The sequence below is a fragment of the Kitasatospora sp. NPDC004615 genome, assembly GCF_042873545.1.
Lineage (GTDB): Bacteria > Actinomycetota > Actinomycetes > Streptomycetales > Streptomycetaceae > Kitasatospora.
Genome location: NZ_JBIALQ010000006.1, coordinates 513,301 through 537,492 on the forward strand (window position 1 = coordinate 513,301; position 24,192 = coordinate 537,492).

General features: G+C 73.0%; 24 protein-coding genes and 1 riboswitch. Of the genes, 12 read left to right on the forward strand and 12 right to left on the reverse strand.

Going from position 1 to position 24,192, the window contains the following annotated elements:
- Window positions 1-200 precede the first annotated feature (200 nt).
- Window positions 201-1,532, forward strand: a complete 1,332-nt coding sequence (locus tag ACFYS8_RS23465) for a class II 3-deoxy-7-phosphoheptulonate synthase (RefSeq protein ID WP_387643716.1) — start codon at window positions 201-203, stop codon at window positions 1,530-1,532.
- 127 nt (window positions 1,533-1,659) lie between these two features.
- A complete protein-coding gene (locus ACFYS8_RS23470) occupies window positions 1,660-1,893 on the forward strand; it encodes a bacterioferritin-associated ferredoxin (protein ID WP_380481029.1) in 234 nt (77 codons plus the stop codon).
- A gap of 13 nt (window positions 1,894-1,906) precedes the next feature.
- Here the strand turns inward: ACFYS8_RS23470 and bfr are convergent, their stop codons facing one another.
- Window positions 1,907-2,386, reverse strand: coding sequence for a bacterioferritin (gene bfr, locus ACFYS8_RS23475; RefSeq protein WP_387643719.1), 480 nt, complete (start codon window positions 2,384-2,386; stop codon window positions 1,907-1,909).
- A gap of 313 nt (window positions 2,387-2,699) precedes the next feature.
- Here bfr and ACFYS8_RS23480 point away from each other — a divergent pair, with 313 nt between their 5' ends.
- Window positions 2,700-3,329: a sulfite oxidase-like oxidoreductase gene (locus ACFYS8_RS23480; RefSeq protein ID WP_387643722.1), complete on the forward strand. Its 630-nt coding sequence runs from the start codon at window positions 2,700-2,702 to the stop codon at window positions 3,327-3,329.
- Between the two features lie 18 nt (window positions 3,330-3,347).
- On the opposite strand, the gene pknB is transcribed toward ACFYS8_RS23480, so the two are convergent.
- From pknB to thiO, 4 genes are all read right to left on the reverse strand, one after another.
- Window positions 3,348-5,078 (reverse strand): Stk1 family PASTA domain-containing Ser/Thr kinase, encoded by a 1,731-nt coding sequence (gene pknB, locus ACFYS8_RS23485; protein WP_387643871.1) that lies wholly within the window; start codon window positions 5,076-5,078, stop codon window positions 3,348-3,350.
- Between the two features lie 132 nt (window positions 5,079-5,210).
- Complete coding sequence (locus ACFYS8_RS23490; protein WP_387643724.1) at window positions 5,211-6,002, reverse strand: thiazole synthase; 792 nt, start codon at window positions 6,000-6,002, stop codon at window positions 5,211-5,213.
- Window position 6,003: 1 nt separating this feature from the next.
- Window positions 6,004-6,213, reverse strand: a complete 210-nt coding sequence (thiS, locus tag ACFYS8_RS23495; protein ID WP_387643727.1) for a sulfur carrier protein ThiS — start codon at window positions 6,211-6,213, stop codon at window positions 6,004-6,006.
- Window positions 6,210-7,355: a glycine oxidase ThiO gene (gene thiO / locus ACFYS8_RS23500; protein WP_387643730.1), complete on the reverse strand. Its 1,146-nt coding sequence runs from the start codon at window positions 7,353-7,355 to the stop codon at window positions 6,210-6,212. Before thiO ends, thiS begins: the two co-directional genes overlap by 4 nt.
- A riboswitch (TPP riboswitch) is annotated at window positions 7,350-7,462 on the reverse strand. (Overlaps the previous gene by 6 nt.)
- A 48-nt stretch (window positions 7,463-7,510) precedes the next feature.
- Between thiO and ACFYS8_RS23505 the strand changes: the two genes are divergently transcribed.
- From ACFYS8_RS23505 to ACFYS8_RS23520, 4 genes are all read left to right on the forward strand, one after another.
- Complete coding sequence (locus ACFYS8_RS23505) at window positions 7,511-8,716, forward strand: NAD(P)/FAD-dependent oxidoreductase (RefSeq protein WP_387643732.1); 1,206 nt, start codon at window positions 7,511-7,513, stop codon at window positions 8,714-8,716.
- A gap of 21 nt (window positions 8,717-8,737) precedes the next feature.
- The gene (locus tag ACFYS8_RS23510; protein WP_387643735.1) at window positions 8,738-9,103 is read left to right on the forward strand and encodes an Rv2175c family DNA-binding protein; all 366 of its coding nucleotides are present in this window, start codon (window positions 8,738-8,740) and stop codon (window positions 9,101-9,103) included.
- Complete coding sequence (thiE, locus tag ACFYS8_RS23515; RefSeq protein WP_387643737.1) at window positions 9,100-9,735, forward strand: thiamine phosphate synthase; 636 nt, start codon at window positions 9,100-9,102, stop codon at window positions 9,733-9,735. The genes ACFYS8_RS23510 and thiE overlap by 4 nt, the downstream gene beginning before the upstream one ends.
- A gap of 245 nt (window positions 9,736-9,980) precedes the next feature.
- On the forward strand, window positions 9,981-10,586 hold the full coding sequence (locus tag ACFYS8_RS23520) for a VanZ family protein (protein WP_387643740.1): 606 nt from the start codon (window positions 9,981-9,983) through the stop codon (window positions 10,584-10,586).
- Here ACFYS8_RS23520 and ACFYS8_RS23525 read toward each other — a convergent pair whose 3' ends face one another.
- Window positions 10,587-11,693, reverse strand: a complete 1,107-nt coding sequence (locus tag ACFYS8_RS23525; protein WP_387643743.1) for a polyprenyl synthetase family protein — start codon at window positions 11,691-11,693, stop codon at window positions 10,587-10,589. It abuts the gene before it with no gap.
- A gap of 173 nt (window positions 11,694-11,866) precedes the next feature.
- Between ACFYS8_RS23525 and metF the strand changes: the two genes are divergently transcribed.
- Together metF and ACFYS8_RS23535 are read left to right on the forward strand one after the other, a co-directional pair.
- Window positions 11,867-12,781: a methylenetetrahydrofolate reductase [NAD(P)H] gene (metF, locus tag ACFYS8_RS23530; protein WP_387643745.1), complete on the forward strand. Its 915-nt coding sequence runs from the start codon at window positions 11,867-11,869 to the stop codon at window positions 12,779-12,781.
- 96 nt (window positions 12,782-12,877) lie between these two features.
- The gene (locus tag ACFYS8_RS23535; RefSeq protein ID WP_387643747.1) at window positions 12,878-13,597 is read left to right on the forward strand and encodes a hypothetical protein; all 720 of its coding nucleotides are present in this window, start codon (window positions 12,878-12,880) and stop codon (window positions 13,595-13,597) included.
- Between the two features lie 7 nt (window positions 13,598-13,604).
- Here ACFYS8_RS23535 and ACFYS8_RS23540 read toward each other — a convergent pair whose 3' ends face one another.
- Window positions 13,605-14,996 (reverse strand): phytoene desaturase family protein, encoded by a 1,392-nt coding sequence (locus tag ACFYS8_RS23540; RefSeq protein WP_387643749.1) that lies wholly within the window; start codon window positions 14,994-14,996, stop codon window positions 13,605-13,607.
- Between the two features lie 75 nt (window positions 14,997-15,071).
- Window positions 15,072-15,782 (reverse strand): DUF4126 domain-containing protein, encoded by a 711-nt coding sequence (locus ACFYS8_RS23545; RefSeq protein ID WP_387643752.1) that lies wholly within the window; start codon window positions 15,780-15,782, stop codon window positions 15,072-15,074.
- A gap of 445 nt (window positions 15,783-16,227) precedes the next feature.
- Between ACFYS8_RS23545 and ACFYS8_RS23550 the strand changes: the two genes are divergently transcribed.
- From ACFYS8_RS23550 to ACFYS8_RS23560, 3 genes are all read left to right on the forward strand, one after another.
- Entirely contained in the window at window positions 16,228-16,728 is a 501-nt protein-coding gene (locus tag ACFYS8_RS23550) for an SAV_6107 family HEPN domain-containing protein (protein ID WP_387643755.1), read from the forward strand.
- 94 nt (window positions 16,729-16,822) lie between these two features.
- Entirely contained in the window at window positions 16,823-17,575 is a 753-nt protein-coding gene (locus ACFYS8_RS23555) for a methyltransferase domain-containing protein (protein WP_387643758.1), read from the forward strand.
- A gap of 240 nt (window positions 17,576-17,815) precedes the next feature.
- The gene (locus ACFYS8_RS23560; protein ID WP_387643760.1) at window positions 17,816-18,193 is read left to right on the forward strand and encodes a DUF3040 domain-containing protein; all 378 of its coding nucleotides are present in this window, start codon (window positions 17,816-17,818) and stop codon (window positions 18,191-18,193) included.
- Between the two features lie 82 nt (window positions 18,194-18,275).
- Here the strand turns inward: ACFYS8_RS23560 and ACFYS8_RS23565 are convergent, their stop codons facing one another.
- The 4 genes from ACFYS8_RS23565 to ACFYS8_RS23580 all read right to left on the reverse strand — a co-directional run bounded on the left by ACFYS8_RS23565 (window position 18,276) and on the right by ACFYS8_RS23580 (window position 23,715).
- Window positions 18,276-20,702 carry a transglutaminaseTgpA domain-containing protein gene (locus ACFYS8_RS23565; RefSeq protein WP_387643763.1) on the reverse strand — a complete coding sequence of 809 codons (2,427 nt, stop codon included), beginning with the start codon at window positions 20,700-20,702 and terminating at the stop codon, window positions 18,276-18,278.
- Window positions 20,699-22,018, reverse strand: a complete 1,320-nt coding sequence (locus tag ACFYS8_RS23570) for a DUF58 domain-containing protein (RefSeq protein ID WP_387643766.1) — start codon at window positions 22,016-22,018, stop codon at window positions 20,699-20,701. The genes ACFYS8_RS23565 and ACFYS8_RS23570 overlap by 4 nt, the downstream gene beginning before the upstream one ends.
- A gap of 1 nt (window position 22,019) precedes the next feature.
- Entirely contained in the window at window positions 22,020-23,030 is a 1,011-nt protein-coding gene (locus tag ACFYS8_RS23575; protein WP_387643874.1) for an AAA family ATPase, read from the reverse strand.
- Window positions 23,031-23,199: 169 nt separating this feature from the next.
- Window positions 23,200-23,715: a beta-class carbonic anhydrase gene (locus tag ACFYS8_RS23580; RefSeq protein ID WP_387643772.1), complete on the reverse strand. Its 516-nt coding sequence runs from the start codon at window positions 23,713-23,715 to the stop codon at window positions 23,200-23,202.
- Window positions 23,716-24,192: the final 477 nt, after the last annotated feature.

Sequence of the window (24,192 nt, forward strand, 5' to 3'; positions counted from 1 at the left end):
GGGCGGCCGTCGTTCGTCTCTAGGGACGCGCGATCCGTGGGCCGCCCAACGGGCAGGCCCACCACCAGGAGAAGGTGTGCGTCGCGGTCATGGAGCAGACCATAGCCCACCGGCCGGACGCCCGGGGCGATGTCCACGAGCTGTCTCACCCACCGGGCGGCGTCCCCAAGCTGCCGGGGCGAACCCGTAGCCTTGCTTCTGTGACCGTGACTAACCACTCCTGGCAGTCCCTGCCCGCGGCGCAGCAGCCTGAATGGCCGGACCAAGAGGCTCTGCGCAAGACCCTTGCTGAGCTCGCCTCCTATCCGCCGCTCGTCTTCGCCGGCGAGTGCGACCAGCTGCGCGCCCGGCTCGGCGCCGTCGCGCGTGGTGAGGCGTTCCTGCTGCAGGGCGGTGACTGCGCCGAGGCGTTCGACGCCGTGTCGGCCGACCAGATCCGCAACAAGCTGAAGACCCTGCTCCAGATGGCGGCGGTGCTCACCTACGCCGCCTCCGTCCCGGTGGTGAAGGTCGGCCGGATCGCCGGCCAGTACTCCAAGCCGCGTTCGAAGAACACCGAGACCCGTGACGGCGTGACGCTGCCGGTGTACCGCGGTGACTCGGTGAACGGCTTCGAGTTCACCCCCGAGTCCCGGATCCCGGACCCGGAGCGCCTGAAGCGGATGTACAACGCCTCCGCGTCGACGCTGAACCTGGTGCGCGCCTTCACCACCGGTGGTTACGCCGACCTGCGCCAGGTGCACGCCTGGAACCAGGACTTCGTGCGCAACTCCCCGGCCGGTCAGCGCTACGAGCAGCTGGCCCGGGAGATCGATCAGGCGCTGGCTTTCATGAACGCCTGTGGGGTGGCCCCCGAGGAGTTCAAGACGGTCGAGTTCTTCTCCTCGCACGAGGCGCTGATCCTGGACTACGAGACGGCGCTGACCCGCACCGACTCGCGCACCGGCGACCTGTACGACGTCTCCGGCCACATGGTGTGGATCGGTGAGCGCACCCGCCAGCTGGACCACGCGCATATCGAGTTCGCCTCGAAGATCCGCAACCCGATCGGCGTGAAGCTCGGCCCGACCACCACGGTCGACGAGGCGCTCACCCTGATCGACCGGCTGGACCCGGACCGCGAGCCCGGCCGACTCACCTTCATCACCCGGATGGGCGCGGGCAAGATCCGCGACCACCTGCCCACCCTGGTGGAGAAGGTCACCGCGTCCGGCGCCCAGGTGGTGTGGATCAGTGACCCGATGCACGGCAACACCTTCGAGGCGTCCAGCGGCCACAAGACCCGCAACTTCGACGACGTGCTCGACGAGGTCAAGGGCTTCTTCGAGGTGCACCGCGCGCTCGGCACCCACCCGGGCGGCATCCACATGGAGCTGACCGGCGACGACGTCACCGAGTGTGTCGGCGGCGGCGACGAGGTGCTGGTCGACGACCTGCACCAGCGCTACGAGACGGCCTGTGACCCGCGGCTCAACCGCAGCCAGTCGCTGGACCTGGCGTTCCTGGTCGCGGAGATGTACCGCAACCAGTAGCCCCGGCCAGGTGTGACGAAGGCCCCTCCGTTTTCGGGTGATCCGAGGCGGAGGGGCCTTCTTCGTGCCCGAAGCATCAAGTAAGGTAAGGCTCAGTAAACAACGCCGAGCACGGAAGGGGCCGCACATGTACGTGTGCATGTGCCACGCGGTCACCGAGGCCCGGGTCAAGCAGGAGATCGACGAGGGTGCCACCACCCCGCGTCAGATAGCCCGGGGCTGCAAGGCCGGCACCGACTGCGGTTCCTGCGTGCGGCGCATCCAGGCGCTGCTCGGCGAGCACGGCGCCCGCCCGTGTCCGACGGCCCGGTTGGCCGAGCGCCTGGGCCTGGCCGGGCCGGCCGCCCCGCAGGCCGCCTGACCGGCGCCGCGGCTCAGGTCTCCGGCTGTTCGATCAGCTGCGCCAGGTAGAGCGCCTCGCCGAGCTTGTCCAGCAGTTCCAGCTGGGTGTCCAGGTAGTCGATGTGGTGTTCCTCGTCGGCCAGGATGTCCTCGAAGATGTTCGCCGAGGTGACGTCGTTCTTGGCGCGCATCACCACGATCCCGCGCTTGAGGCGGTCGATCGCCTCCACCTCGACCTGCCGGTCGGCCTCGAACATCTCCTTGACGGTCTGCCCGATCCGGACGTGGAACAGCCGCTGGTAGTTCGGCAGGCCCTCCAGGAACAGGATCCGGTCGGTGAGTGTCTCGGCGTGCTTCATCTCGTCGAAGGACTCGTGCCGGGTGTACTTGGCGAGCTTGGTCCAGCCGTTGTTCTCCTGCATCTTGGCGTGCAGGAAGTACTGGTTGATCGCGGTGAGTTCGGCGGTCAACTGCTCGTTGAGGAACTCGACGACCTCGGGATCTCCCTGCATGGCCTGCCTTCCTGACGTGGTCAATTCCGGCCGGTGCCGGTTTGCCCGCATCGTGGCAGCCGGTCGGGTTCACTTCCAGTAAGTTCACGCTTACCGGGCGGCCGGGAATCGGCGTTTCTGCCGGTACGGAAATTCGCTGACCTGCGCGAACGTCGCACGGATTGGGCCGTACGGAGGTATCTGGCCCGAACGCCTGAACGGAGGTCCGGGCGGATTTGCCTCGTGTTGCCCCCCTCCGTCGGAATGCGTTCCGGAAGGGGCGCGCGGCGGGGGCGCGCACGGTTCGCCGGGCGCCGTCTGTCACCATGGAGCCATGGGTCAGCACCAATCGGAACAGCCGCCGCCGTCTGACCCGAGGCTTCCGCCCGGCCAGCGCCGGCAGCGCGGCTGGCCCGTTCTGCACTACGGTCCGGTGCCCAGATTCAAACCGGACAGCTGGGACTTCCAGGTGTTCGGGGCGACCGCCGACGCGGAGAAGGCCAGGTGGGACTTCGCCGCCTTCCACGCGCTGCCCAAGGTGACCGTCCGCGGCGACTTCCACTGCGTCACCAAGTTCTCCATGCTCGACAACGAGTGGTGCGGCGTCGCCGCCCGGACAGTGCTCGACCTGGTCCCGCCCGACCCGGGCGTCACCCACGTCATGGTGTGGGCCGAGTTCGGCTACAGCGCCAACCTGCGGCTCGCCGACTTCGCGGATCCGGCGACGGTCTTCGCCACCCACCACGACGGGCAGCCGCTCACCCTCGAACACGGCTTCCCGGTCCGCCTGGTGGTGCCGCACCTGTACGCCTGGAAGGGCCCCAAGTGGGTGCGCGCCGTCGAGTACATGCGCGCCGACCGCCGCGGCTTCTGGGAGGAACGCGGCTACCACAACCGGGCCGACCCCTGGCAGGAGCAGCGCTACTCCTACCAGGAGCAGGACGGCGACGGCCCGATGCGCTGAACCCCGGCGGGGCGAGGCTCAGAAGAGGCTGATGGTGATGGTCACCGTCGACCCCTGCGGGCGCGGCGTCCCCGCCGCCGGGGACTGCTCCGTCACCTTGCCGAACGGCAGCAGACCGGAGACCTGAGCGGTGAAGCCCGCGTCCTGCAGGGCCTTCGCCGCGTCGTCCTTGCTCATCCCGGAGACGTTCGGCACCAGGTGCATGCCCTTGGAGACCGTCAGCGCCACCGGCGAGTTCGGGGACAGCGCCGTGCCGGGCGCCGGGTCGGTGGAGATCACCGCGCCCTTCGGCACCGAGTCGCTGAACTGCTCGGTGGTGGTGCCCGCCGTCAGCCTGGCGCCGGACAGCGCCTTGGACGCCTCGGCCAGCGGACGGTTCGCCACCTCCGGCACCGGCACCCGCTCCGGGCCGCGCGAGACGACCACCTTCACCGCGTCGCTCTTGCGGACCTTGGCGCCCACCCCCGGGTCGGTGGAGATCACCTGGCCGGCCTGCACCGACTCGCTGAACTGCTCGCTGAACGTGCCGTGCAGGCCCTGCTTGTCCAGCACCGTGACGGCCTGCTGCCGGCTCTGCCCCAGCACGCTCGGCACCGTCGCGTACACCGCGCTGGACAGCGTGTACGTCACGCCGCCGACCAGCAGCACCACCACGAGCACCACCGCCGACCAGATCAGCGGGGTGCGGCTGCGCCGGGGCGCGCCGCGGCGGCGGCGCGGCGGCGGGTCCTCGTTCACCGGGCGGATCGGCGGCAGCAGGTCCGGCGGGACGTCCAGCACGCTGGTGCGCTCCAGGCCGGGCGGGGCGCTGATCACCGCGGTCGCCTCGCCCGGGCCGAACTGCGGGGTGGGCCGGTGCGAGGCCGGCGGCTCCGCGTCCAACTGCCCGTCCGGCAGGGCCCGGCGCACCCGTTGCACGGCCGCCAGCAGCTCCACCGCGTCCCACGGCCGGGCCTGCGGGTCGCGGGCGGTGGCGGCGGCGACCAGCGCGTCCAGCTCCGGGCCCACGGCCGGGGCGGTGCGGGACGGCGCCGGGACGTCCTCGTGCAGGTGGCGGTACATCACCTGGGCGGCGTTCTCGCCGGTGTGCGGCTTGGTGCCGGTCAGCATCTCGTACAGCAGGATGCCCGCCGCGTAGACGTCCACCCGCTGGTCGGTGGCCGCGTCCTGGCGGATCTGCTCCGGAGCCAGGTACGAGACGGTGCCGAGCAGTTGGCCCGCCTCGGTGGCGGCGGTGGTGTTCGAATCGGCGGCGCCCATGATCCGGACCAGGCCGAAGTCCGCGACCTTCACCATGCCGTTGTCGGTGATCAGCACGTTCTCCGGCTTCACGTCCCGGTGCACCAGGCCCGCCCGGTGCGCCGCGCCGAGCGCCGCCAGCACCGGCTCCAGGACGTCCAGCGCGGCCCGCACCGAGAGCGCGCCGCGATCGCGCAGCAGGTCGCGCAGGGTGTGGCCGGGGACGTACTCCATCGCCATGAACACCGCGCGCGGATCCGCGCCCTGGTCCAGCACGTTGACCACATTGGGGTGCGCGAGCCGGGCCACCGCCTTCGCCTCACGGATGAACCGCGCCGTGAAGTCGGCGTCGCCCGCCAGCGAAGGATGCATCACCTTCAGCGCGACGGCCCGGTCGAGCCGGGTGTCGGTGCCGCGGTAGACGGTCGACATGCCGCCGACGGCGATCCGCTGCTCGACCCGGTAGCGCCCGTCGAGCAGCACGCCGAGCAGAGGGTCACCTATGGTCATGTCCACCCGAGGAGTCTAGGGGCCGAACCGGGTACGGTCCGGCCAGCCGGTCGCCGCGGTGCCCGGCTCGTCCCATGGAAGCCTCCTCCCGGAGGGGGACGCGCGGGGGTGCCCGGCGGTTCGGGCGCGCCGTCAGAACGCGGGGCGCTCCCGGGTGTCGGCCAGGCCGGTGGTGGGGGAGGAGGCCTCGGCGTAGTAGCGGCGCGGGATCCGGCCGGCCCGGTGGGCGAGGCGGCCGGCCTCGACGGCGCGGCGCATCGCGTCGGCCATCAGGACGGGCTCCTGGGCGCGGGTCACGGCGGAGGCCAGCATGACGGCGGAGCAGCCGAGTTCCATCGCCAGGGCGACGTCGCTGGCGGTGCCGGCGCCCGCGTCGAGGACGACCGGGACGTTCGCGGACTCCACGATCAGCTGGAAGTTGTGCGGGTTGCGGATGCCCAGGCCGGAGCCGATCGGCGAGCCCAGCGGCATGATCGCCGCGCAGCCGACGTCCTCCAGCTTGCGGGCCAGCACCGGGTCGTCGTTGGTGTACGGCAGCACGGTGAAGCCGTCGTCGACCAAGGTCTCGGCGGCGTCCAGGAGTTCGATCGGGTCGGGCAGCAGGGTGCGCTCGTCGGCGATCACCTCGAGCTTCACCCAGTCGGTGCCGAGCGCCTCGCGGGCCAGGCGGGCGGTGAGCACGGCCTCGCCCGCGGTGTAGCAGCCGGCCGTGTTCGGGAGGATCCGGATGCCGTTGCGGGCCAGCACCTCCAGCACCGAGCCCTGGGTGGCGGTGTTGACCCGGCGCATCGCCACCGTGGTCAGTTCGGTGCCGGAGACCCGCAGCGCCTGCTCCAGCACATCCAGGCTGGGGGCGCCGCCGGTGCCCATGATCAGGCGGGAGGTGAAGGTGGTGTCGCCGATGGTCAGCAGGTCGTCGGCCATCTCAGCCTCCCTGCACGGCGGTGAGGATCTCCACCCGGTCGCCGTCGCCGAGCGCCGTGGCGGGCCACGAACTGCGCGGCACCACGGCCTCGTTGACGGCGGCGGCGACGCCGGTGTTGGCGGCGGACACCTCGGCGACCAGCACGTCCAGCGTGGTGGCGGCGGGCAGCGTGCGGGGTTCGCCGTTGACGGTCAGGGCGACGGTGTTCATGCGGGCACCTCGGTGCGGAAGCGGTCGGGGGTGAAGTCCGCGGCCAGCGGGTGGAGTTCGCCGGTGGCCAGGTAGTCGGCGAGCAGGTCGGCGGTGACGGGGGTGAGCAGCACGCCGTTGCGGTAGTGCCCGGTGGCGGCGACCAGGCCGGGCAGCGCGGTCGGGCCGAGCAGCGGCGCGTTGTCGGGGGAACCGGGCCGCAGCCCCGCGCCCGTCTCCACCAGCGGCAACTCGGTGATGCCGGGGACGAGTTCGTGCGCATCCCGGAGCAGCTCGTACACGCCGCCCGCGGTGACGGTGGTGTCGTGGCCCATCTCCTCGGTGGTCGCGCCGATCACCAACTCGCCGTCGGCGCGCGGCACCAGGTACAGGTGCTGGCCGCGCACCACGGCGCGCACATTGCGGGACAGGAACGGCGCGTACAGCTTCGGGACGCGCAGCCGCAGCACCTGCCCCTTGACCGGGCGGATGGCCGGCAGCACCCCGTCCGGAAGGCCCGGCAGCAGGTGGCTGCGCGAGCCGGCCGCCAGCACCGTCCGGTCGGCCGTCAGCTGCTCGCCGCTCAACAGGCGGACGCCGAGCGCCCGTTCGCCGTCCGTCACCAGTTCGGCGGCCTGGGTGCGGTGGAAGGCGACGCCGAGCAGCTTGCAGGCCGCGACCAGCGCGGCGGCGAGGCGGCGGCCGTCCACCTGGTGGTCCTCGGCGACGTGCAGGCCGCCGCGTATGCCCGGGGCCAGCATCGGCTCCAGCCGGCGGCACTCCCGGCCGGTCAGCCACGTGGACTCCAGGCCCAGCCGGCCGTGGAAGGCGTGCAGTTCGCGCAGTTCCTCGCGGTCGTCGGAGTCCAGCGCGACGGCCAGCGTGCCGGTGCGGCGGTAGCCGGTGTCCAGGCCGGTCAGCTCGGTCAGCTCGGCGGCGAACGCCCCGTAGCGCTCGTTGGACGCCATGCCCAGGCGCAGCAACGGCTCCTCGCCGTACTGGAGTTCGGTGACCGGCGCGAGCATGCCCGCGGCGACCTGGGCCGCGCCGCCGCCCGGCGACGGGTCCACCACCGCGACGCTCAGCCCGCGCTGCGCGGTACGCCAGGCGACGCCGAGGCCGATGATGCCCCCGCCGATCACCAGCACGTCGGAATGTGCCACAGCGCTTCTTCTCCCTTCGCCGGCATGACCCGGATCAGGTTCGGACGGTCGCGGGCCGCCACAGCCCGCCTCTCAGCCCGGTGCGCCGGGCTCCCGTGATAGTTCAGTCCCTCCACTTTAACGCCGGTGCCCCTGCCGACATCAGGCCGGTTAGGGTGGACGCCGTGGCTGAACTGAGGGCAACGGACCGGGTCGTCGTGGTCGGGGCGGGCATGGCGGGCGCACAGGCCGCCCTGAACCTGCGACAGGGTGGCTGGCAGGGCGCGATCACCCTGGTCGGCGAGGAACTCCACCTCCCGTACGACCGGCCGCCGCTGTCCAAGGACGTGCTGCTCGGCAAGACCGACGCCACCGCCTTCGAGATCGACTGGACCGACCTCGGCGTCGAATTGCGCACCGGCCACCGCGCCACCAGCCTGAACGCCGGCGTGCTGCACACCGACCGCGGCGAACTCCCGTACGGTGCCCTGGTGATCGCCACCGGCGCCGACCCGCGCACGCTGCCCGGTCTGCCCGACGCCCGCACCTTGCGCACCGTCGACGACGCGCACGCGCTGCGCGCCGCGCTCACCCCCGACAAGCGGATCGTGCTGGTCGGCGCGGGCTGGATCGGCGCCGAGACCGCCACCGTCGCCCGCGCCCTGGGCTGCCACGTCACCGTCGTCGAGGCCGCCGCCACCCCGCTGGCCGGGGCGCTGCCCGCCGAACTCGGCACCCTGATGACCGAGTGGTACGCCGCCGCCGGCGTCGAACTGCGCTGCGGCGTCGGCGTTGCCGGGGCCGCCGACGGCGGGGTGCTGCTCGCCGACGGCACCCACCTGCCCGCCGACGAGGTGGTGGTCGGCATCGGCGCCCGCCCCGCCACCGGCTGGCTCGCCGGCAGCCCGCTCGCCCTCGACCCCGACGGCACCGTCCCGGTGGACGACCGGCTGCGCACCGCGCTGCCCGGCGTCTGGGCGGTCGGCGACTGCGTCTCCTACCCGTCCGCCCGGTTCGGCACCCGGCTCGCCGTCCAGCACTGGGACCACGCCCTGCACTCCGGCGGCGCCGTCGCCGCCTCGGTGCTCGGCACCCTGGACGCGCCCTACGACCCCGTCCCGTACTTCTGGTCCGAGCAGTTCGACCGCATGGTGCAGTACGCGGGCCGGCACGCCGGCGCCGACCACCTGCTGTGGCGCGGCTCCCCGTCCGAGCGCGACTGGACGGTGCTCTGGCTGCGCGACGGCAAGCTGGTCGCGCTGCTCGCCGTGGACCGGCCGCGCGACCTCGCGCAGGGCCGCCGCCTGATCGAACGCGGCACGGTGCTCGATCCGGCGCTCGCCGCCGACCCGGCCGTCCAGCTGAAGGCCGCCGCCGGGTAGCGGGTGGGTAGGCTGGGTGCCGTGAGCAAGATTGATCCCAAGATTGACGCCCTGGTCCCCGCGTGGCTGTACCTGCCCGACATCTCGGAGCGGTGGGGCGTGGTGATCACCGAGGTCCGCGACATGGTGAAGAACCGCACCCTGCTGGCCGTCCGCCGCGGCGCGAACAACTCCCTCCAGGTGCCCGCCGACTTCATCGAGGACGACGGCCCGGTCAAGCACCTGGTCGGCACCCTCACGGTGCTCCGCGACTGCGGCTTCTCCGACGAGGAGATCCTCGAGTGGATGTTCACCGAGGACCCGTCCCTCCCCGGCAGCCCGATCCAGGCCCTGCGCGAGAACCGCGGCACCGAGGTCAAGCGCCGCGCCCAGGCCATGGCACTGTGACGCCCCGGCAGCAGCTCGCCGACGCCAGGCTCTACCTCTGCACCGACGCCCGGCGCGAGCAGGGCGACCTGGCCGACTTCCTGGACGCCGTGCTGGCCGGTGGCGTCGACATCGTCCAGCTCCGGGACAAGAACCTGGAGGCCCGCCAGGAACTCGAGTACCTCGAGGTCTTCGCGGACGCGGCCAAGCGCCACGGCAAACTGCTGGCCGTCAACGACCGCGCCGACGTCGCCTTCGGCGCCCGCCCCGACGTGCTGCACCTCGGGCAGGACGACCTGCCGGTGGCCATGGCCCGCGCCATCCTCGGCGAGGACGTGCTGATCGGGCGCTCCTGCCACTCCGAGGCCGAGGTGGACGCGGCGATCACCGAGCCCGGCGTCGACTACTTCTGCACCGGCCCGGTCTGGCCCACCCCCACCAAGCCCGGCCGCCACGCCCCCGGCCTCGACCTGGTCCGCCACGCGGCTGCCGTGAGGCCTGTCCGGCCGTGGTTCGCGATCGGCGGCATCGACCAGGACAACCTCGACCAGGTCCTGGCTGCCGGCGCCACCCGCATCGTGGTCGTCCGCGCCCTCACCGCCGCGGAGGACCCGGGCGCGGCGGCGGCACAACTGGCTGCCAGGCTGCGGTAGGTGGGCAGGGAGGGGGGCGCGAAACTGGGGGCGCGGGGAACTGCGCGACAAGCGCTCACCATGTCCGCAAGGTCGCGATCAAGTGCAGGTCATTGTCCTGCGTCGCGATCTTGCGGTTGGGTGCCTTCCGCTTCGCGCAGTTCCGCCCCCTCGGCTTCGCCTGGGGGTACCCCCAGCGCCCCTGGTTTCGCACCCGTTCGCGCCTCCCTGGAACCGCGGCACGGCTCGGCGGCCTCCGTGCAGTCGTGAATCCCATATCCCCGGCCCGCCGGGCCGTGCTGCTCGCCCCGGTCGCCGTTCTCGCCGCGGCAGTGGCTTTCGTCGCGCAGCGGCCGTTGCATCACCGTGCCGGGTGGCAGCCGTGGCTCGGGACGGTCAATGCGGCGGTGTTCTGGTCGTTGGCCGCGTTGCCGCTGTCGGCCGTGCTGATGCGGGTGCTCTCCCGGCGCCGAGCCGCCTTCGCCGAGGTCGCCATGGTGCACGGGACGGTGCCGTGGGTCTGGATGATCCTGCTGCCGGGCCCGGGGGCGGGTGTCGCGCCCCGACGGGTAAGCCTGGTGCCGTTTCGGGACCTGTACGAGGTCCTCTCCCAGGGCACGCCGGTGACTGCGACGGTGCAGATCGGCGGCAACCTGCTGGTGTTCGCGGCGCTCGGCTTCTTCGCGCCGATCCGGTTCCGATCGCTCACGGTGCCGCGGGTGCTGGCGCTGGGTGCGGCCTGCTCGGTGCTGGTGGAGACGGCCCAGTACGTGCTGTGGCTGGACCGGGTCTCCTCGGTGGACGACGTCCTGCTGAACGCCGCCGGCGCCGGGCTGGCCGCACTTGCCTCCCGGCGGTGGCGGGACCGCTGATCAGTACTTGCGCACCGTCGCCGCGTCCGCCAGGGCCTGGAGCACCTCGCGGGTCGGGCCGTCGGCGATCGGGGCGTTGTGCAGGGCGGTCAGTGCCTCGGTGAGCAGCTGGTCGATGCGGGCCTCGACGATCGCCGGGGCGCCGCTGGCGGAGATCAGCTCGCGCAGCTCGGCCACCTCGTCCGGGGTGAGGTCGGGCGCACCGAGCCGGGTGTCCAGGGTCTTGGCGTCGACCTCCGAGAGGCCGCGCATCGCGTGGGCGACGAGCAGGGTGCGCTTGCCCTCGCGCAGGTCGTCGCCGGCCGGCTTGCCGGTGACCGCCGGGTCGCCGAACACGCCGAGCAGGTCGTCGCGCAGCTGGAAGGCCTCGCCGAGCGGCAGGCCGAAGTTGCCGAGCGCCTCGACCAGGTCGGGGCCGGCGCCGGCCAGCAGTGCGCCGACCTGCAGCGGGCGCTCGATGGTGTACTTCGCGGACTTGTAGTGCAGTACCGTCCGCGCCCGGTCCAGCGCGTCGGCGTCGGTGGAGTCGCCGGCCACCGGCTCCAGCACGTCCAGGTACTGGCCGAGCATGACCTCGGTGCGCATCAGGTCGAACGCGGGCTTGGCGGCGGACACCGCAGGGGCGGGCAGGCCCGAGCGCTGGAACAGCTCGTCGCACCAGATCAGCAGCAGGTCGCCGAGCAGTACCGCGGCGGACGCGCCGTACTGTTCGCGGTCGCCGCGCCAGCCGTTGGCCCGGTGCATGCCCTCGAAGCGGCGGTGCACGGACGGCAGGCCGCGGCGGGTGTCGCTGCGGTCCATCAGGTCGTCGTGCACCAGGGCGCTGGCCTGGAGCAGTTCCAGGGCGGCCGCGGCGCGTTCGATGCCGGGTTCCTCGGCGCAGCCGCCGGCCGCGCGCCAGCCCCAGTAGCAGAACGCCGGGCGCAGCCGCTTGCCGCCGTCGAGCAGGAACTCGCGCAGCGCGCCGGCGACCGGACCGAGCTGGTCGGAGATGCCGGAGAGCAGGGCGGTCCGTTCGGCCATGAACGCGCTGAGCGCGGCGTTGACGCGGTCGCGCACGTCCTCCGCATCGACGGGGTTGCGGGGAAGACGGATGGAGGAGGGCACCTGGAACTCCGGATAGATTGGTCTGACAGTCAGACTAACGCCCCCGCCTGGGTGCACTCGTCCGCCGACGCCCGGGCCGGACCGCCGGGACGCGCCCGGGGGAATCTCGATTACTGTCTCAACCCCTGGACTCGGTTTGTCCGGGCCGCGCCGCCGAAGGCTAACCTGCCTTCATGGCACTCGGGATTCCCTCCACCAGAAGCGACCGCGCCCAGACCGTGCGCGACCTGCTGGCGGCAGGCGACCGCTCCTTCTCCTTCGAGTTCATGCCGCCCCGCAACGAAGAGGGCGAGCGCAAACTCTGGGACGCGATCCGCCGCGTCGAGGCGCTCGACCCGAACTTCGTCTGCATGACCTACGGCGCCGGCGGATCCTCCCGAGGCCGCACCGTCAACCTGGTCGGCCGGATCGCCACCGAAACCACCCTGACCCCCGTCGCGCACCTCACCGCCGTCGACCATTCGGTGGCCGAACTGCGCAACATCATCGGCCAGTACGCCGACGAGGGCGTGCGCAACGTGCTCGCCGTCCGCGGCGACCCGCCCGGCGACCCGATGGGCGAGTGGGTCCGTCACCCCGACGGCGTCAGCTACGCCTACGAACTGGTCGAACTCATCAAGGGCATCGGCGACTTCTGCGTCGGCGTGGCCGCGTTCCCGCAGATGCACCCGCGCTCCAGCGAGTGGGACGAGGACATCAAGCACTTCGTCGCCAAGTGCCGGGCCGGCGCGGACTACGCGATCACCCAGATGTTCTTCGAGGTCGAGGACTACCTGCGGCTGCGCGACCGGGTCGCCGCGGCCGGCTGCGAGACGCCGATCATCCCGGAGATCATGCCGGTCACCAACATCCGCCAGCTGGTCCGCTTCCCCCAGCTGTCCGGCTCCGACTTCCCGCCCGACTTCCGCCGCCGCCTGGAGGCCGCCGCCGACAACCCGGCCGAAGTCCGCGCCGTCGGCCTCGAACACGCCACCGTCATGGCCGAGAGGCTCCTCGCGGAGGGCGCCCCCGGCCTGCACTTCATCACCCTCAACCACAGCACCTCGACGCTGGAGATCTACCAGAACCTGGGCCTCCACAAGCACTGACCGCCGTCCGGGTGGACGGGATGCTGTGGTGTTTGCCCGGAGGCGGTACAGTCGCCCGCAATCGCGCGGTGATGGTGGCGTCTGGAGGTTGCGGGGATGGGCATCGGAAACCTGTTCCTCTATGGCGCGTTGGCGCTGGTCGCGGTCTGGCTGACGGCCGAACTGCTGCTGCAGAACCGGGCCGCGCTGCACTGGCGGGCGCTGGCCCTGGTGGGCTTCCTCGGGGTGGTCGCGGGGATGACGCAGTCCTCCGTTCCGGTGATAGTCGCGGGCGCCGCGGCCTTCGCGGCCGGGCAGGCGATGGTCACCCTCTCGGTCAAGCGCGGCCGCCCGGTGGGCTGGTCGCTGCGCCGCGCGGACGGCACCCTCCCCGGCCCGCTGGCCAAGGTCCCGCTGCTTGCCGCGGCCACCGGCGGGGCGACCGCCGCGGCGGTGGTGGCCGCGGCGGCCCCGAAGGTCGGCGAGGTCGGCCCGGTCGAGGACGAGCCGGTGGACGAACAGCCGTACGCGTACGAGGAGTTCCAGGAGATCGACGCGGGCATCTACACCGACGAACCGGTCGCCTACCAGCAGCAGCCCGACCAGCAGCAGTACTACTACCAGCAGCCGGAACCGCAGTTCGGCCACCAGCAGCAGGCCTACCAGGACCCGTACGCCCAGCAGCCGCAGCTGATCGGCTACGACGAGTACGGCCAGCCGGTCTACCAGTACCCGCAACAGCAGCAGTACCAGCCGGAGCAGTACCAGCAGCAGCCGTACATCCCGCAGCAGCCGGGCGAGCAGCAGCACAACTGGGGCTACCAGCAGCAGTACTGAGCCGCCGTCAGGCCGGACCGACCAGCCCGGCCGTGATCGAGGCGGACATCCCGACCCGGGCCAGCCCGCCGCCGGGATGGGCGTACGCGCCGATCAGGTACAGGCCGGGCTCGCCCGCCTCGTTGGCCTGGCCGAGCCGCCCGCCGGCCAGCGCGGGTGCCGGGACGGAGGCGGTCAGCCGGGTCTCCCGCCAGCGCAGCCGCGCACGCAGGTCGACGCCCGCGGCGGCCAGCCGGGCCAGCAACTCGTCGGCGTAGGCGTCCTGCTGAGCGTCGGTCAACTCCAGCCCGGCCGGGACGGTGACGGTCAGCACGGCCGCCTCGGAGTCGGGCCCGGGCACCAGCAACGGGTCGTCCGGGCGCAGCAGTTGGACGGTGGGACGCTCGGGCAGGGTGCGGTCGGCGAAGACCGCGCGGGCCTCGGCGGCGACGTCCGCGCCGTGCAGCACGGTGCGGTGCGCGGTGCCGGCCGGGCGGGCACCGTTCAGCGCGAGCAGCACCGTGAAACGGCCGGGCGCGGGCTCGGCGGGCGCGGCGACACCCAGCCCGGGAACGGCCGACAGCACCAGGTCGGCGGCCAGCGTCCCGTCGTCGGTGCGGACACCGGTGACCCGGCCGCCCGAACGCTCCAACTCCCGTACGGGCGTGCCGAAACGGAACTCGACCCCGCGCTTCTCGCAGCGCTCGAACACCGCGTCGGCGAGCGCCCGCAGACCGCCGTCCACGTACCAGACGCCGAACGACTGCTCCATGTACGGCAGGACGGTCGCCGAGGCGGGCGCGGTCAACGGGTTCAGGCCGTACCGCAACGCGTACTCGGCGAGCAGCGCCGACGGGCCGGGCGCACCCGCCAACTCCTGGGCGGCGACATCGGCCAGCGTGTGGCGCCCGCGCGGCAGCAGCCGGGACAGCCCGCGGCGCGGCGGCACCGGGTACGGATCGGCCGGGTCGACCGCCGGACGGGGCTCCTCCAGCAGCGGACGGCGGGTGGCCTCCCACACCGTGCGGCCCCGGTTGACCATGTCGTTCCACCGCGCACCCGCGCCCGCGCCGAAAGCCCCGTCCAGGGCCTCGCCGACCCCGCCCCGCGACGCGTTCGGCAGCACCAGCTCGGTGCCGTCCGCGAACAGGTGCCGGCTCTCCGGATCCACCGGCCGCAACCCGACCAGCTGCTCCAGCGGCTCCCGGCCGGTCTTCAGCGCGAGGTCCCGGTACACCGCGGGCAGCGCGAGCAGACCCGGCCCGGTGTCGAACCCGAACCCCTCCCGCCGGTACGCCCCCACCTGCCCGCCGTACGTCCCGGCCGCCTCCAGCACCGTCACCCGGTGCCCGAGAGTGGCCAGCCTGGACGCGGCGGCCAGACCGCCCATACCTGCGCCGACGACGAGAATGCGAGCCATGGCAGGAGATCTTATGCGGCCTTCACGTGGCGCTGCCGGGGAGTGCCCGCCTGCGAGGGCGCGTCCACGTTCAGGTCACTGTGCGGGGTCGCGATCTTGCTGCCGGGTGCCTTCCGCCTCGCGCAGTTCTCCCCCAGCCCTGGCGGGCTGGGAGGTGCCCCCACGCGGCCCCTCGTTGCGCTCTCCCTGGTTTCGCACCCTTGCCTTCGCCTGCCGGCGCTCCTTGCGGCGCAGCCAGAAGCGTCGGATCCGGGACACCGCGAACCACACCAGCAGCACGCCGAGCAGCAGCAGGACCGCCGCCGCCGAGGCGGCGAGCCAGGGGTGGAAGACCGCGAGGGTCACCAGGCCCGCCACGGAGAGGTCTTCGGCGAGGCTGACCAGGATGTTGGTGGCGGGTTCCGGGGAGGTGTTCACGGCCATTCGCAGGCCCGCCTTGACGCCGTGGCTGAGCAGGGCCGTCGTTCCGCCGATCGCGCCGGCGGCGACTTCGCCGAGGGAGCCGGGGTCGTGGGCCGCCATCAGGGCGCCGACGGTGGCGCCGGCGATGGGGCGGACGAAGGTGTGCAGGACGTCCCAGACGCTGTCGACGTAGGGGATCTTGTCCAGCACGGCCTCGCAGAGGAAGAGCGCCGCGGCGGCGATCAGCACGTCGGTGCGTTCCAGCACCGGCGGTACCGTCTCGGCGCCGCCGAAGCGGCCGAACAGGCCCAGCAGCAGCACCACGGCGTAGGCGTTGATCCCGCTCGCCCAGCCACTGGTGAAGATCAGCGGAACGGCTCCCACCACAGCCCCCCTTCGCTCGCCCGGCTCTCGGGCGGAAATCCGGCCCACCGTACCCGCCCCCGCCGACCGCCGGGGGTGTCTGAGTACGCGTACTCAGATCACCGGTTGAGTACTCGGGCGGGTTCCCGCTGTGACGCCGCGACGGCACAGTAGTGGGCAACGGGAAGGCCGCCGCCGGGTGAGCCGCCCGAAGCGCCCGGGGCAGGCCACCGTCAACGGGGGACAGCTGGCCCGCACCACAGGCCCTGGGCGCGACCAAACGGCCGCCCGACGGGGCCGGGCACCGCCGACACGGGGCGGCGGAGCCCGGCTTCGACCGGGGGAGCGGCCGTGGGGACGACCGGCCGGGCACGAACGGTCCGGAGTTGTCAGACCCCCCGTTCACGATGGATGCATGACCGGGCCGACCGGCCCGGGCAAGGTCCGGAGTGAACGGGGGAGACCCATGACCATCAGCCGTCCTGAGCCTGTCGCCCGCCCTGCCGTCGATCAACCCACCGTCGACCAGCCCACCCTGCCCGCCGCGCGCGGAGCCGACGTCCACCCGGTGCTGCGGCGGGTTCCCGTCTCGCCGGCCGCGCTCGAACTGCTCCGGCACGCGCACCGCACCCTGGTGCACGCCCGCGGCCGGCAGGATCCGCTGGAGCGCTACGCCACCGCCCATCTCGCCGCGCTGCGCGCCACCGCCGCCGTGCTCGCGGTCCGCGGCCGTCCGGAGCGCAGCCCGCGCCGCCGGCACGCGATCCGTCCGGCCTGGGAGCTGCTGTCCGAGGTCGCTCCCGAACTCACCGAGTGGGCCGCCTACTTCGCCGCCGGCGCCCGCCGCCGCGCCGCCGCCGAGGCCGGCATCGCCGGTGCCGCCGGGGAACGCGACGCGGACGACCTGATCCGCAACACCGCCCTCTACCTGCGCATCGTGGAGCGGATCCTGGCCGTGCACCCCTGAGCCCGGCACCGGCGCCGTACCGGAGGCGCCCTCTCCGGCCGGATAGGGTGAGGGCGTTCCCGCCGTGGAAGTCCTGCCTATGAGGGGTGCCGCCTTGTATCCGACTCGTCCCCGCAGTGCGCTGCGTACCGCCGTGGTGTGGGAGGTGCTGCGGTCGGCGCTGGAGCGGCGCTCCGCCGAGCTCGGACGGCCGGTCCTGGAGGTCGTCGACACCGGCGGCGGCACCGGCAACTTCGCCGTGCCGGTGGCCCGGCTGGGCCACCGGGTCACCGTGGTCGACCCCAGCCCCGACGCGCTGTTCGCCCTGGAACGGCGGGCCGCCGAGGCCGGGGTCACCGACCTGGTGCGCGCCGTTCAGGGCGACACCCAGACGCTGCCCGAGCTGGTTCCGGCCGGCTCGGTCGACGCGGTGCTCTGCCACGGCGTGCTGGAGGTCGTCGACGACCCGGCCGAGGCGCTCGGCAACCTGGTCGGCACGCTCGGCAAGGGCGGCTTGGTCAGCCTGCTCGCCGCCAACCGCAACGGTGCCGTGCTGGCCCGCGCGGTGGCCGGCCAGTTCGCCGACGCCCGCGCCGTGCTGGACGCCCCCGACGGCCGCTGGGGCGCCGGAGACCCGATGCCCCGCCGCTTCACCGGCGACCAGCTCGGCACCCTCGCCACCGACGCCGGCCTGAAGGTCACCTCGGTGCACGGTGTCCGGGTCTTCGCCGACCTGGTCCCCGGCGTCCTGGTCGACACCGAGCCCGGCGCGTTCGACGCCCTGCTCAAGCTGGAGCTGGCCGCCGCCGAGCAGCCCGCCTTCCACGCTGTCGCCACTCAGCTCCACCTGCTCGCCGAAGCGGTCTGACCGCCCGGAGACGCGTACCGGGGCACCAAGTTGCGGGTCCGCTCGTTGCAGAGGTGCGGGCCCTGCGTCGCAGTGGCCCGACCCACGCCTGATTGACCACGCCGAACAGGGCCGGTGGACCGTATGATCTGGGTAAAGCCGGTAAGCATGACGGCCAGACCGGTGGGGCATATGGACCACACAGGCCCGAGCCAGGGGTGGCGGACCGGTCGCCCCGCGACCGACGAGTAGGAGGACTCCGTGCCGCTCTCGGAGCACGAGCAGCGACTGCTCGAGCAGATGGAGCGAGCGCTGTACGCCGAAGATCCCAAGTTCGCGTCAGCGCTTGAGGGAACCGGCCTGCGCACCTACACCCGTCGGCGGGTCTACCTGGCCGCGGCGGGGTTCGTGGCGGGCATCGCGCTGCTCATGGGCGGCCTGGTCGCGCAGGTCATCTGGGTCAGCGTGGTCGGGTTCCTGGTAATGCTGGGCTGTGCGGTCCTCGCGGTCACCGCGTGGCGTCGAGGCCCGGCCGGACACGGTCCACGGCAGGCGGCAGCGCCTCGCCGGAAGACCGGTGTCGTGGACCGAATGGAACAGCGCTGGCAGCGGCGCCGCGATGAGCAGAGCGGGCTGTAGCGCAACCGGAACCAATACAGAGATCCGCCCGAGGAGGGAGTTTTCCTCCTCGGGCGGATCTCTTTTTGCACTGCCGGGGCGGTCAGTCCTTCGGCGCCCGCCGGAACGGCCGGGGCAGCCGGTCGCGGACCGCTGCGCGGACCCTGGCCGTGCGTTCGGCGGTGCGTTCGCGGAGGGCGGCCACGCGGTCCTGGGTGCGCCACCAGAAACGGACGGTGGAGGCGGGCAGCAGCAGGGCGCGCAGCCGCCGGCGGCGGGTGGCCTGGGTGAGCAGGCCCGTACGGACGGTGTGGACATCGCTGCCGAGTTGCGGGGACGGGTCGGACTCGCGGGCGTACATGACGCGTTCGGTGGCGAGCGCGACCCGGCCGGCGGCCTCGGCGGCGGCGGGGGCGAGGTGGGCGTCCTCGGCGAGCCGGCGGGCGGCGTTCCGGGGAGTGCGTGCCTCGTCCGGGGGCAGGCCCAGGTCCCAGGCGGAGTCGACGAGTTCGGCCCAGGCGGCGAGCACCTGCTCGTCGCTGAGCCGGGGCCCGTCGGCGCCGGGCGCGTGCCGTCCGACGCCGAGGCGGCGCTTGCGGAGCCGTCGCCGCAGCACCATGGGCGTGGCCGCCAGGACGAGCAGCAGGAGCAGGCCGGCCGCGGCGAGCAGGGCGGGCCAGGTCTGCCACCACGGGGTGCTGGTGGTCCGGTGCTCGGCGAGCACGGCCTCGTCGGCGCAGTCGCCGATCCGGTGCTGCTGCTGCGTGACGCAGGAGCTGGACGCGGACGGCCCGGCGGAGGGCTGGTCAGCGGACGCGGAGGCGCTGGGCTGGGTGCTGGGCTGGGCCGAGTTGGCGGTCTTCGGGAGCGAGTACAGCGGGACGGTGCCCCGGCCGGGGGTGGGCTCGAAGCGCATCCAGCCGAGGCCGGAGAAGTACAGCTCGGGCCACGCGTGGTAGTTGGAGCTGCGCACGATCCGGTTGGAGGCGTCGCCGGTGCCGGGGGTGAAGCCGATGGCGACCCGGGACGGGATGCCGAGCTCGCGGGACATCGCGGCCATGGTGGCGGCGAAGTGCACGCAGAAGCCCTCCTTGTCCTGGAGGAACTTGGCGATGGCGTCCGGCCCGGTACGCGGTTCGATCTTGGTGTTGTAGGTGAAGTCGCCCTTGGTGAAGTACTGCTGGAGGGCGACGGCCTTGTCGTACGGGTTGTCGGCGCCCTGGGTGATCTTCTTGGCGGTCTCGCCGACCACGGAGGGCAGGTTGTTCGGCAGCCCCAGGTAGCGCCGGGTGATGTCCTCGGGCGGCGGGGCGGCCGCGCGCAGTTGGGTGGCGTCGGCGGCGACGCTGTACGAGCCGACCTTGTACGACAGACCGTTGGTCTTCTGGCCGTTGACGGCGGCCACGGTGCGGGAGGTCTTGTCGAAGCGCCAGTTGCTGGTGGACGGCAGTTCCATCCAGGACACCGGGTACGGCATCGGCAGCCAGGTGGTGCCGAGCCGGTCGGAGATCTTGATGTTGGTGTTGACCGTGGTGTTGGAGATGCCGGGGCCCTGGCCCTCGGGCTGGGGCAGCGTGGTCGGCAGCGGCTCGGCGGACTGCTCGCCGGCCTTCCACTCCGCGCCGTCGAACTCGCTGAGCGCGGCGACCCGCAGGTAGAGCTGGTCGGCGTCGGTGGCGTTGGTGGAGAAGCGCAGCAGTTCGGTGTCGTCGTTGGCGCGCAGGTTGGCGGTGAGGGCGACCACCAGGTTGAGCGAGCGTTCGTCGCCCGCCCCGGTGCCGCTCCCGTTGCCGTTGCCCTGGCCGCCGAAGCCGCTGAACAGTCCGGCGCCGGTCGCGGGTGCGAGGGCCGGCAGCAGGACGGCGGCGGCCAGCGCGATCAGACCGACCCGGCGGCCGCCGTTGGACATCGCCACGGCGGAGCGGCCGGTGCCGTGGAAGACCCGGCCCCAGCGGGTGAGCCGGTCCTGACCCTCGGTGTACAGCAGGACCAGGTAGCCGGCCGCGGCGAACAGGAACCACAGCCACATGCCGCCGGGCGAGTCGGCCAGGCCGCAGCCCACCGAGTACAGGGCCAGCAGCGGCAGGCCCGCGGCGGCGGCCCGGCGGTAGGTGACGGCCAGGGCGTCGACCAGGACGGCGACCAGGGTGACCGAGCCGACCACGACCAGCCGCAGGCCGTCGGTGGTCGGGGCGGGGATCGCGTACTCCTGGATGTCGCTTCCGCCGGAGGCCAGCAGCGTGGAGACGGCGTCCAGCGCGCCCGGGCCGGGCAGCACGCCGAAGCTCATCGCGGACTGCACGGTGGACAGCATCAGCACGTACAGCACCGCGAGCAGCTGGAGCGGCAGCACCAGGGCCCGGGGCAGCGGCAGGGCGCGCAGGCCGGAGCCGACGGCGGCCGCGGCGACGATCATCAGCAGGCCGTGCGGGGCCAGTGCGAAGGAGTCCTTGAACAACGGGGACAGGGACAGCGCCGCCAGGGCGGTCGCCAAGGCAGCGCAGAGCGTCAACTTGGCCCGGGTGGTCACGCGCCGACCTCGTCTCGGTAGGGAACGGAGTTCTGGGTGCGGTCGGCGGCCCGCCACAGCGCGGGCAGCGAGTCGCCGGCCCGCACCGGGAGGACGGTCCAGCCGGCCGCGCGCAGCCGGCCGACCGCCGAGTCGGTCTGCTCGTCGGAGGCGTCCGGGAAGAGGTGCCGCAGGCCCGCCCAGGTGCCGGTGTCCAGCAGCAGGGCGACCGCGCCGCCCACGCGGCGGCGCAGCCGGGACAGGCGCTCGATCTGCTCGTCGTCGAGGTCGCCGACGATCGCCACCAGCAGGCCCTCGCCGCCCAGCCGCAGCACCTCCTCGGCGCGGGCCAGGCCGGTGCCGTCGGAGTGCTCGACCACGGCGAGGGCGTCCAGCAGCACGCCGACGCTCTCGGCGGCGGTGGTGGCGGAGGCGCCCTGCTGCGGGTGGGCCCGGCCGGTGTCGGTGAGCAGCCGGGTCTGGTAGCCGCGCTGCACCAGGTCGACGGTGACCGAGGCCGCGCAGGACACCGCCCACTCGAACGAGGAGGCCGGGCCGGAGCCGCGGTGCGCGATCTCCCGGGTGTCCAGCAGCACGGTGGCGCGGGCCCTGAGCGGCTGCTCCTCCCGGCGGACCATCAGCTCGCCGTAGCGGGCGGTGGACTTCCAGTGCACCCGGCGCAGGTCGTCGCCGTGCCGGTACTCGCGCGGGATCACGTCGTCGTCGCCGGCCAGCGCCAGCGTGTGCGTGTTGGACTCGCCCTGCCCGGCGGACTCACCGGGCAGCCGCACCGGCGGCAGGTCCTGGACCTGCGGGACCACGGTGAGCACATCGGCGGCGCTGAACGCGCGGGTCAGCTCGCACATCCCGAACGGGTCGGACAGCCGCAGCTGCAGCGGGCCGAGCGGGTAGCGGCCGCGCAGGTCGGAGCGGACCCGGTAGGACACCTCTCGGAAGCCGCGCGGCTCGACCCGGTCCAGCACGAAGCGCGGACGGGGCCCCAGCACGTACGGGACCTTGTCCTCCAGCAGCAGCAGGCCGGTGGGCACCCGGGAGATGTTGTCCAGCCGCAGGTGCACCCGGGCCTCCTGCCCGGCCGCCGCACGCTGCGGGCTGAGCCGGCGGCCGGAGGCGACCCGGTAACGGGTGCGCACCAGCAGCAGCGCGGAGGCCAGCGGCAGCATCGCGAGCAGCACGCCGACCTGGAACAGCGCGCTCTGCCCGAACAGGTACGCGCAGAGCGCGGCGGTCAGGCCCGCGGCCAGGAAGGAACGCCCGCGGGTGGTGAGCCCGCTCAGGGCGGCGCGCAGCCCGGAGGGCCGGGTGGGGCCCGCCACCTCAGCGGCCCTGCGGACGCGGGAGCGGCAGTCGGGACACCAGGTCGAGCACCACGTTCTCCACGGTGCGGCGGCTCAGCTGGGTCTCCGAGGTGGGCAGCAGACGGTGCGCCAGCACCGGCACGGCCAGCGCCTGGATGTCGTCCGGCAGCACGTAGTCGCGGCCGTCCAGGGCGGCGTGCGCGCGGGCCGCGCGGACCAGGTGCAGGGTGGCCCGGGGGGAGGCGCCGAGCCGCAGCTCGGGGGTGTTGCGGGTGGCGGCGACCAGGTCGACGGCGTACCGGCGGACCGGGTCGGAGACGTACACGCCCTTGACCACGTTGATCAGCTTGAGCAGGTCGGAGGCGTGCGCGACCGGCTGCAGCTTGTCCAGCGGGTTGGCGGCCGAGTGCAGGTCGAGCATCGCGTACTCGGCCTCGGGGCTCGGGTAGCCGATCGAGATGCGGGCCATGAAGCGGTCGCGCTGGGCCTCCGGCAGGGCGTAGGTGCCCTCCATCTCGACCGGGTTCTGGGTGGCGATCACCATGAACGGCGAGGGCAGCTCGTAGGAGGTGCCGTCGATGGTGACCTGACGCTCCTCCATCGACTCCAGCAGCGCCGACTGGGTCTTCGGCGAGGCCCGGTTGATCTCGTCGCCGACCACGATCTGCGCGAAGATCGCGCCGGGCCGGAACTCGAAGTCCCGCTGGTGCTGGTCGAAGACGTTGGTGCCGGTGACGTCGGACGGCAGCAGGTCCGGGGTGAACTGGATCCGGCGGACCGTGCAGTCCACCGAGCGGGCCAGCGCCTTGGCGAGCATGGTCTTGCCGACGCCGGGCACGTCCTCCAGCAGCAGGTGGCCCTCGGCGAGCAGCACGGTCAGCGCGATCCGGACCGCCTCGGGCTTGCCCTCGATCACGCTCTCGACGGACGCCCGGACCCGGTCGACCACCGCCGTCAACTCCGCCAGCCCGGCAGGCTCCCGGCGCTCGTGCCGGTCCGCCGTCGGCTGCTCCGAGCCCTGCCCGTTGATGGTCGTCACCCGTACGCTCCCATGTGCAGCAGTCACCGGGCGGCTGGTTCGACCTCCGCCCACCCCGAATACTTGGCGCATTCTTCCCTGTCCCCCGGCCAGAAGTCACCCGGCCGGGCGACTCGCGAAGGCTGTCCCGGTTTGGGACGAGGGTGCGGGCCGAACGGTTTCAGCGGATTTCGCGGAGCAGCCCGGTGTGCACGTCGAAGACGAATCCGCGCACGTCGTCGCGGTGCGGCAGGAACGGCGAGGTCCGTACCCGCTGCATGGACTGGCGGACGTCGCCGTCCAGATCGCTGAAGGCCTCCACCGCCCACTGCGGGCGCTGGCCGACCTCGCGCTCGAGTTCGTGTCGGAAGTCCTCGGTCAGGCCGAGCAGTCCGCAGCCGGTGTGGTGGATCAGCACCACCGTGCGGGTGCCCAGGGCGCGCTGGCTGATGGTCAGGGAACGGATGGTGTCGTCGGTGACCACGCCACCCGCGTTGCGGATGATGTGGGCGTCACCGAGTTCCAGGCCGAGTGCGGCGAACAGGTCGAGCCGGGCGTCCATGCACGCCACCACGGCGACCTTGCGCACCGGACGGGCGTCCATGCCGCCGTCCCGGAAGGTCTCGGCGTAGGAGCGGTTGGCTGCCACGAAGCGGTCGGTCTCGGACGGCCGGTCGGTGCCGGGAGCAGGTGCCATGGCGACGACGGTAGTGGGGTCGCGCGGGCGGCGGGGCCCACCTGCGAAAGCCTTTACCAGCCCTCTTCGGACGGCTTCGACCCGGTTCGACCGGCGCACCCGGAGCGTTCCGCGCCCCGTCCGGTCGGGGGCCCTCAGGACTGGTCCGACCTGCGCAAACCGATACGGCCGGGCGGGTGGTGCGCCGTCGCGGAGCGTTGACTGGCGAGGCGTGGGCGATAGTCTGGCGGCGCAGTGGAGCACGGCGGAAGGCACCCGGCAACCGGGCGCCCGGCCGCTCTCCGCACCGGGCCCACCGGCCCGTACGCAGCCCGCGGCCTCCTCCCGCTCCGTGCCCACCTGGCGCACCTTCCCCGGCGCCGGGCGGTCGCTCCTTCCCCCGAGCGAGCGGGCGGGGACCACGGGTGGCGTGCGGAACCGGCGGGCCGGTAGGCGAGAATGGCGGGGCCACACCTGCACCTGAGGAAGGGCCCCGCC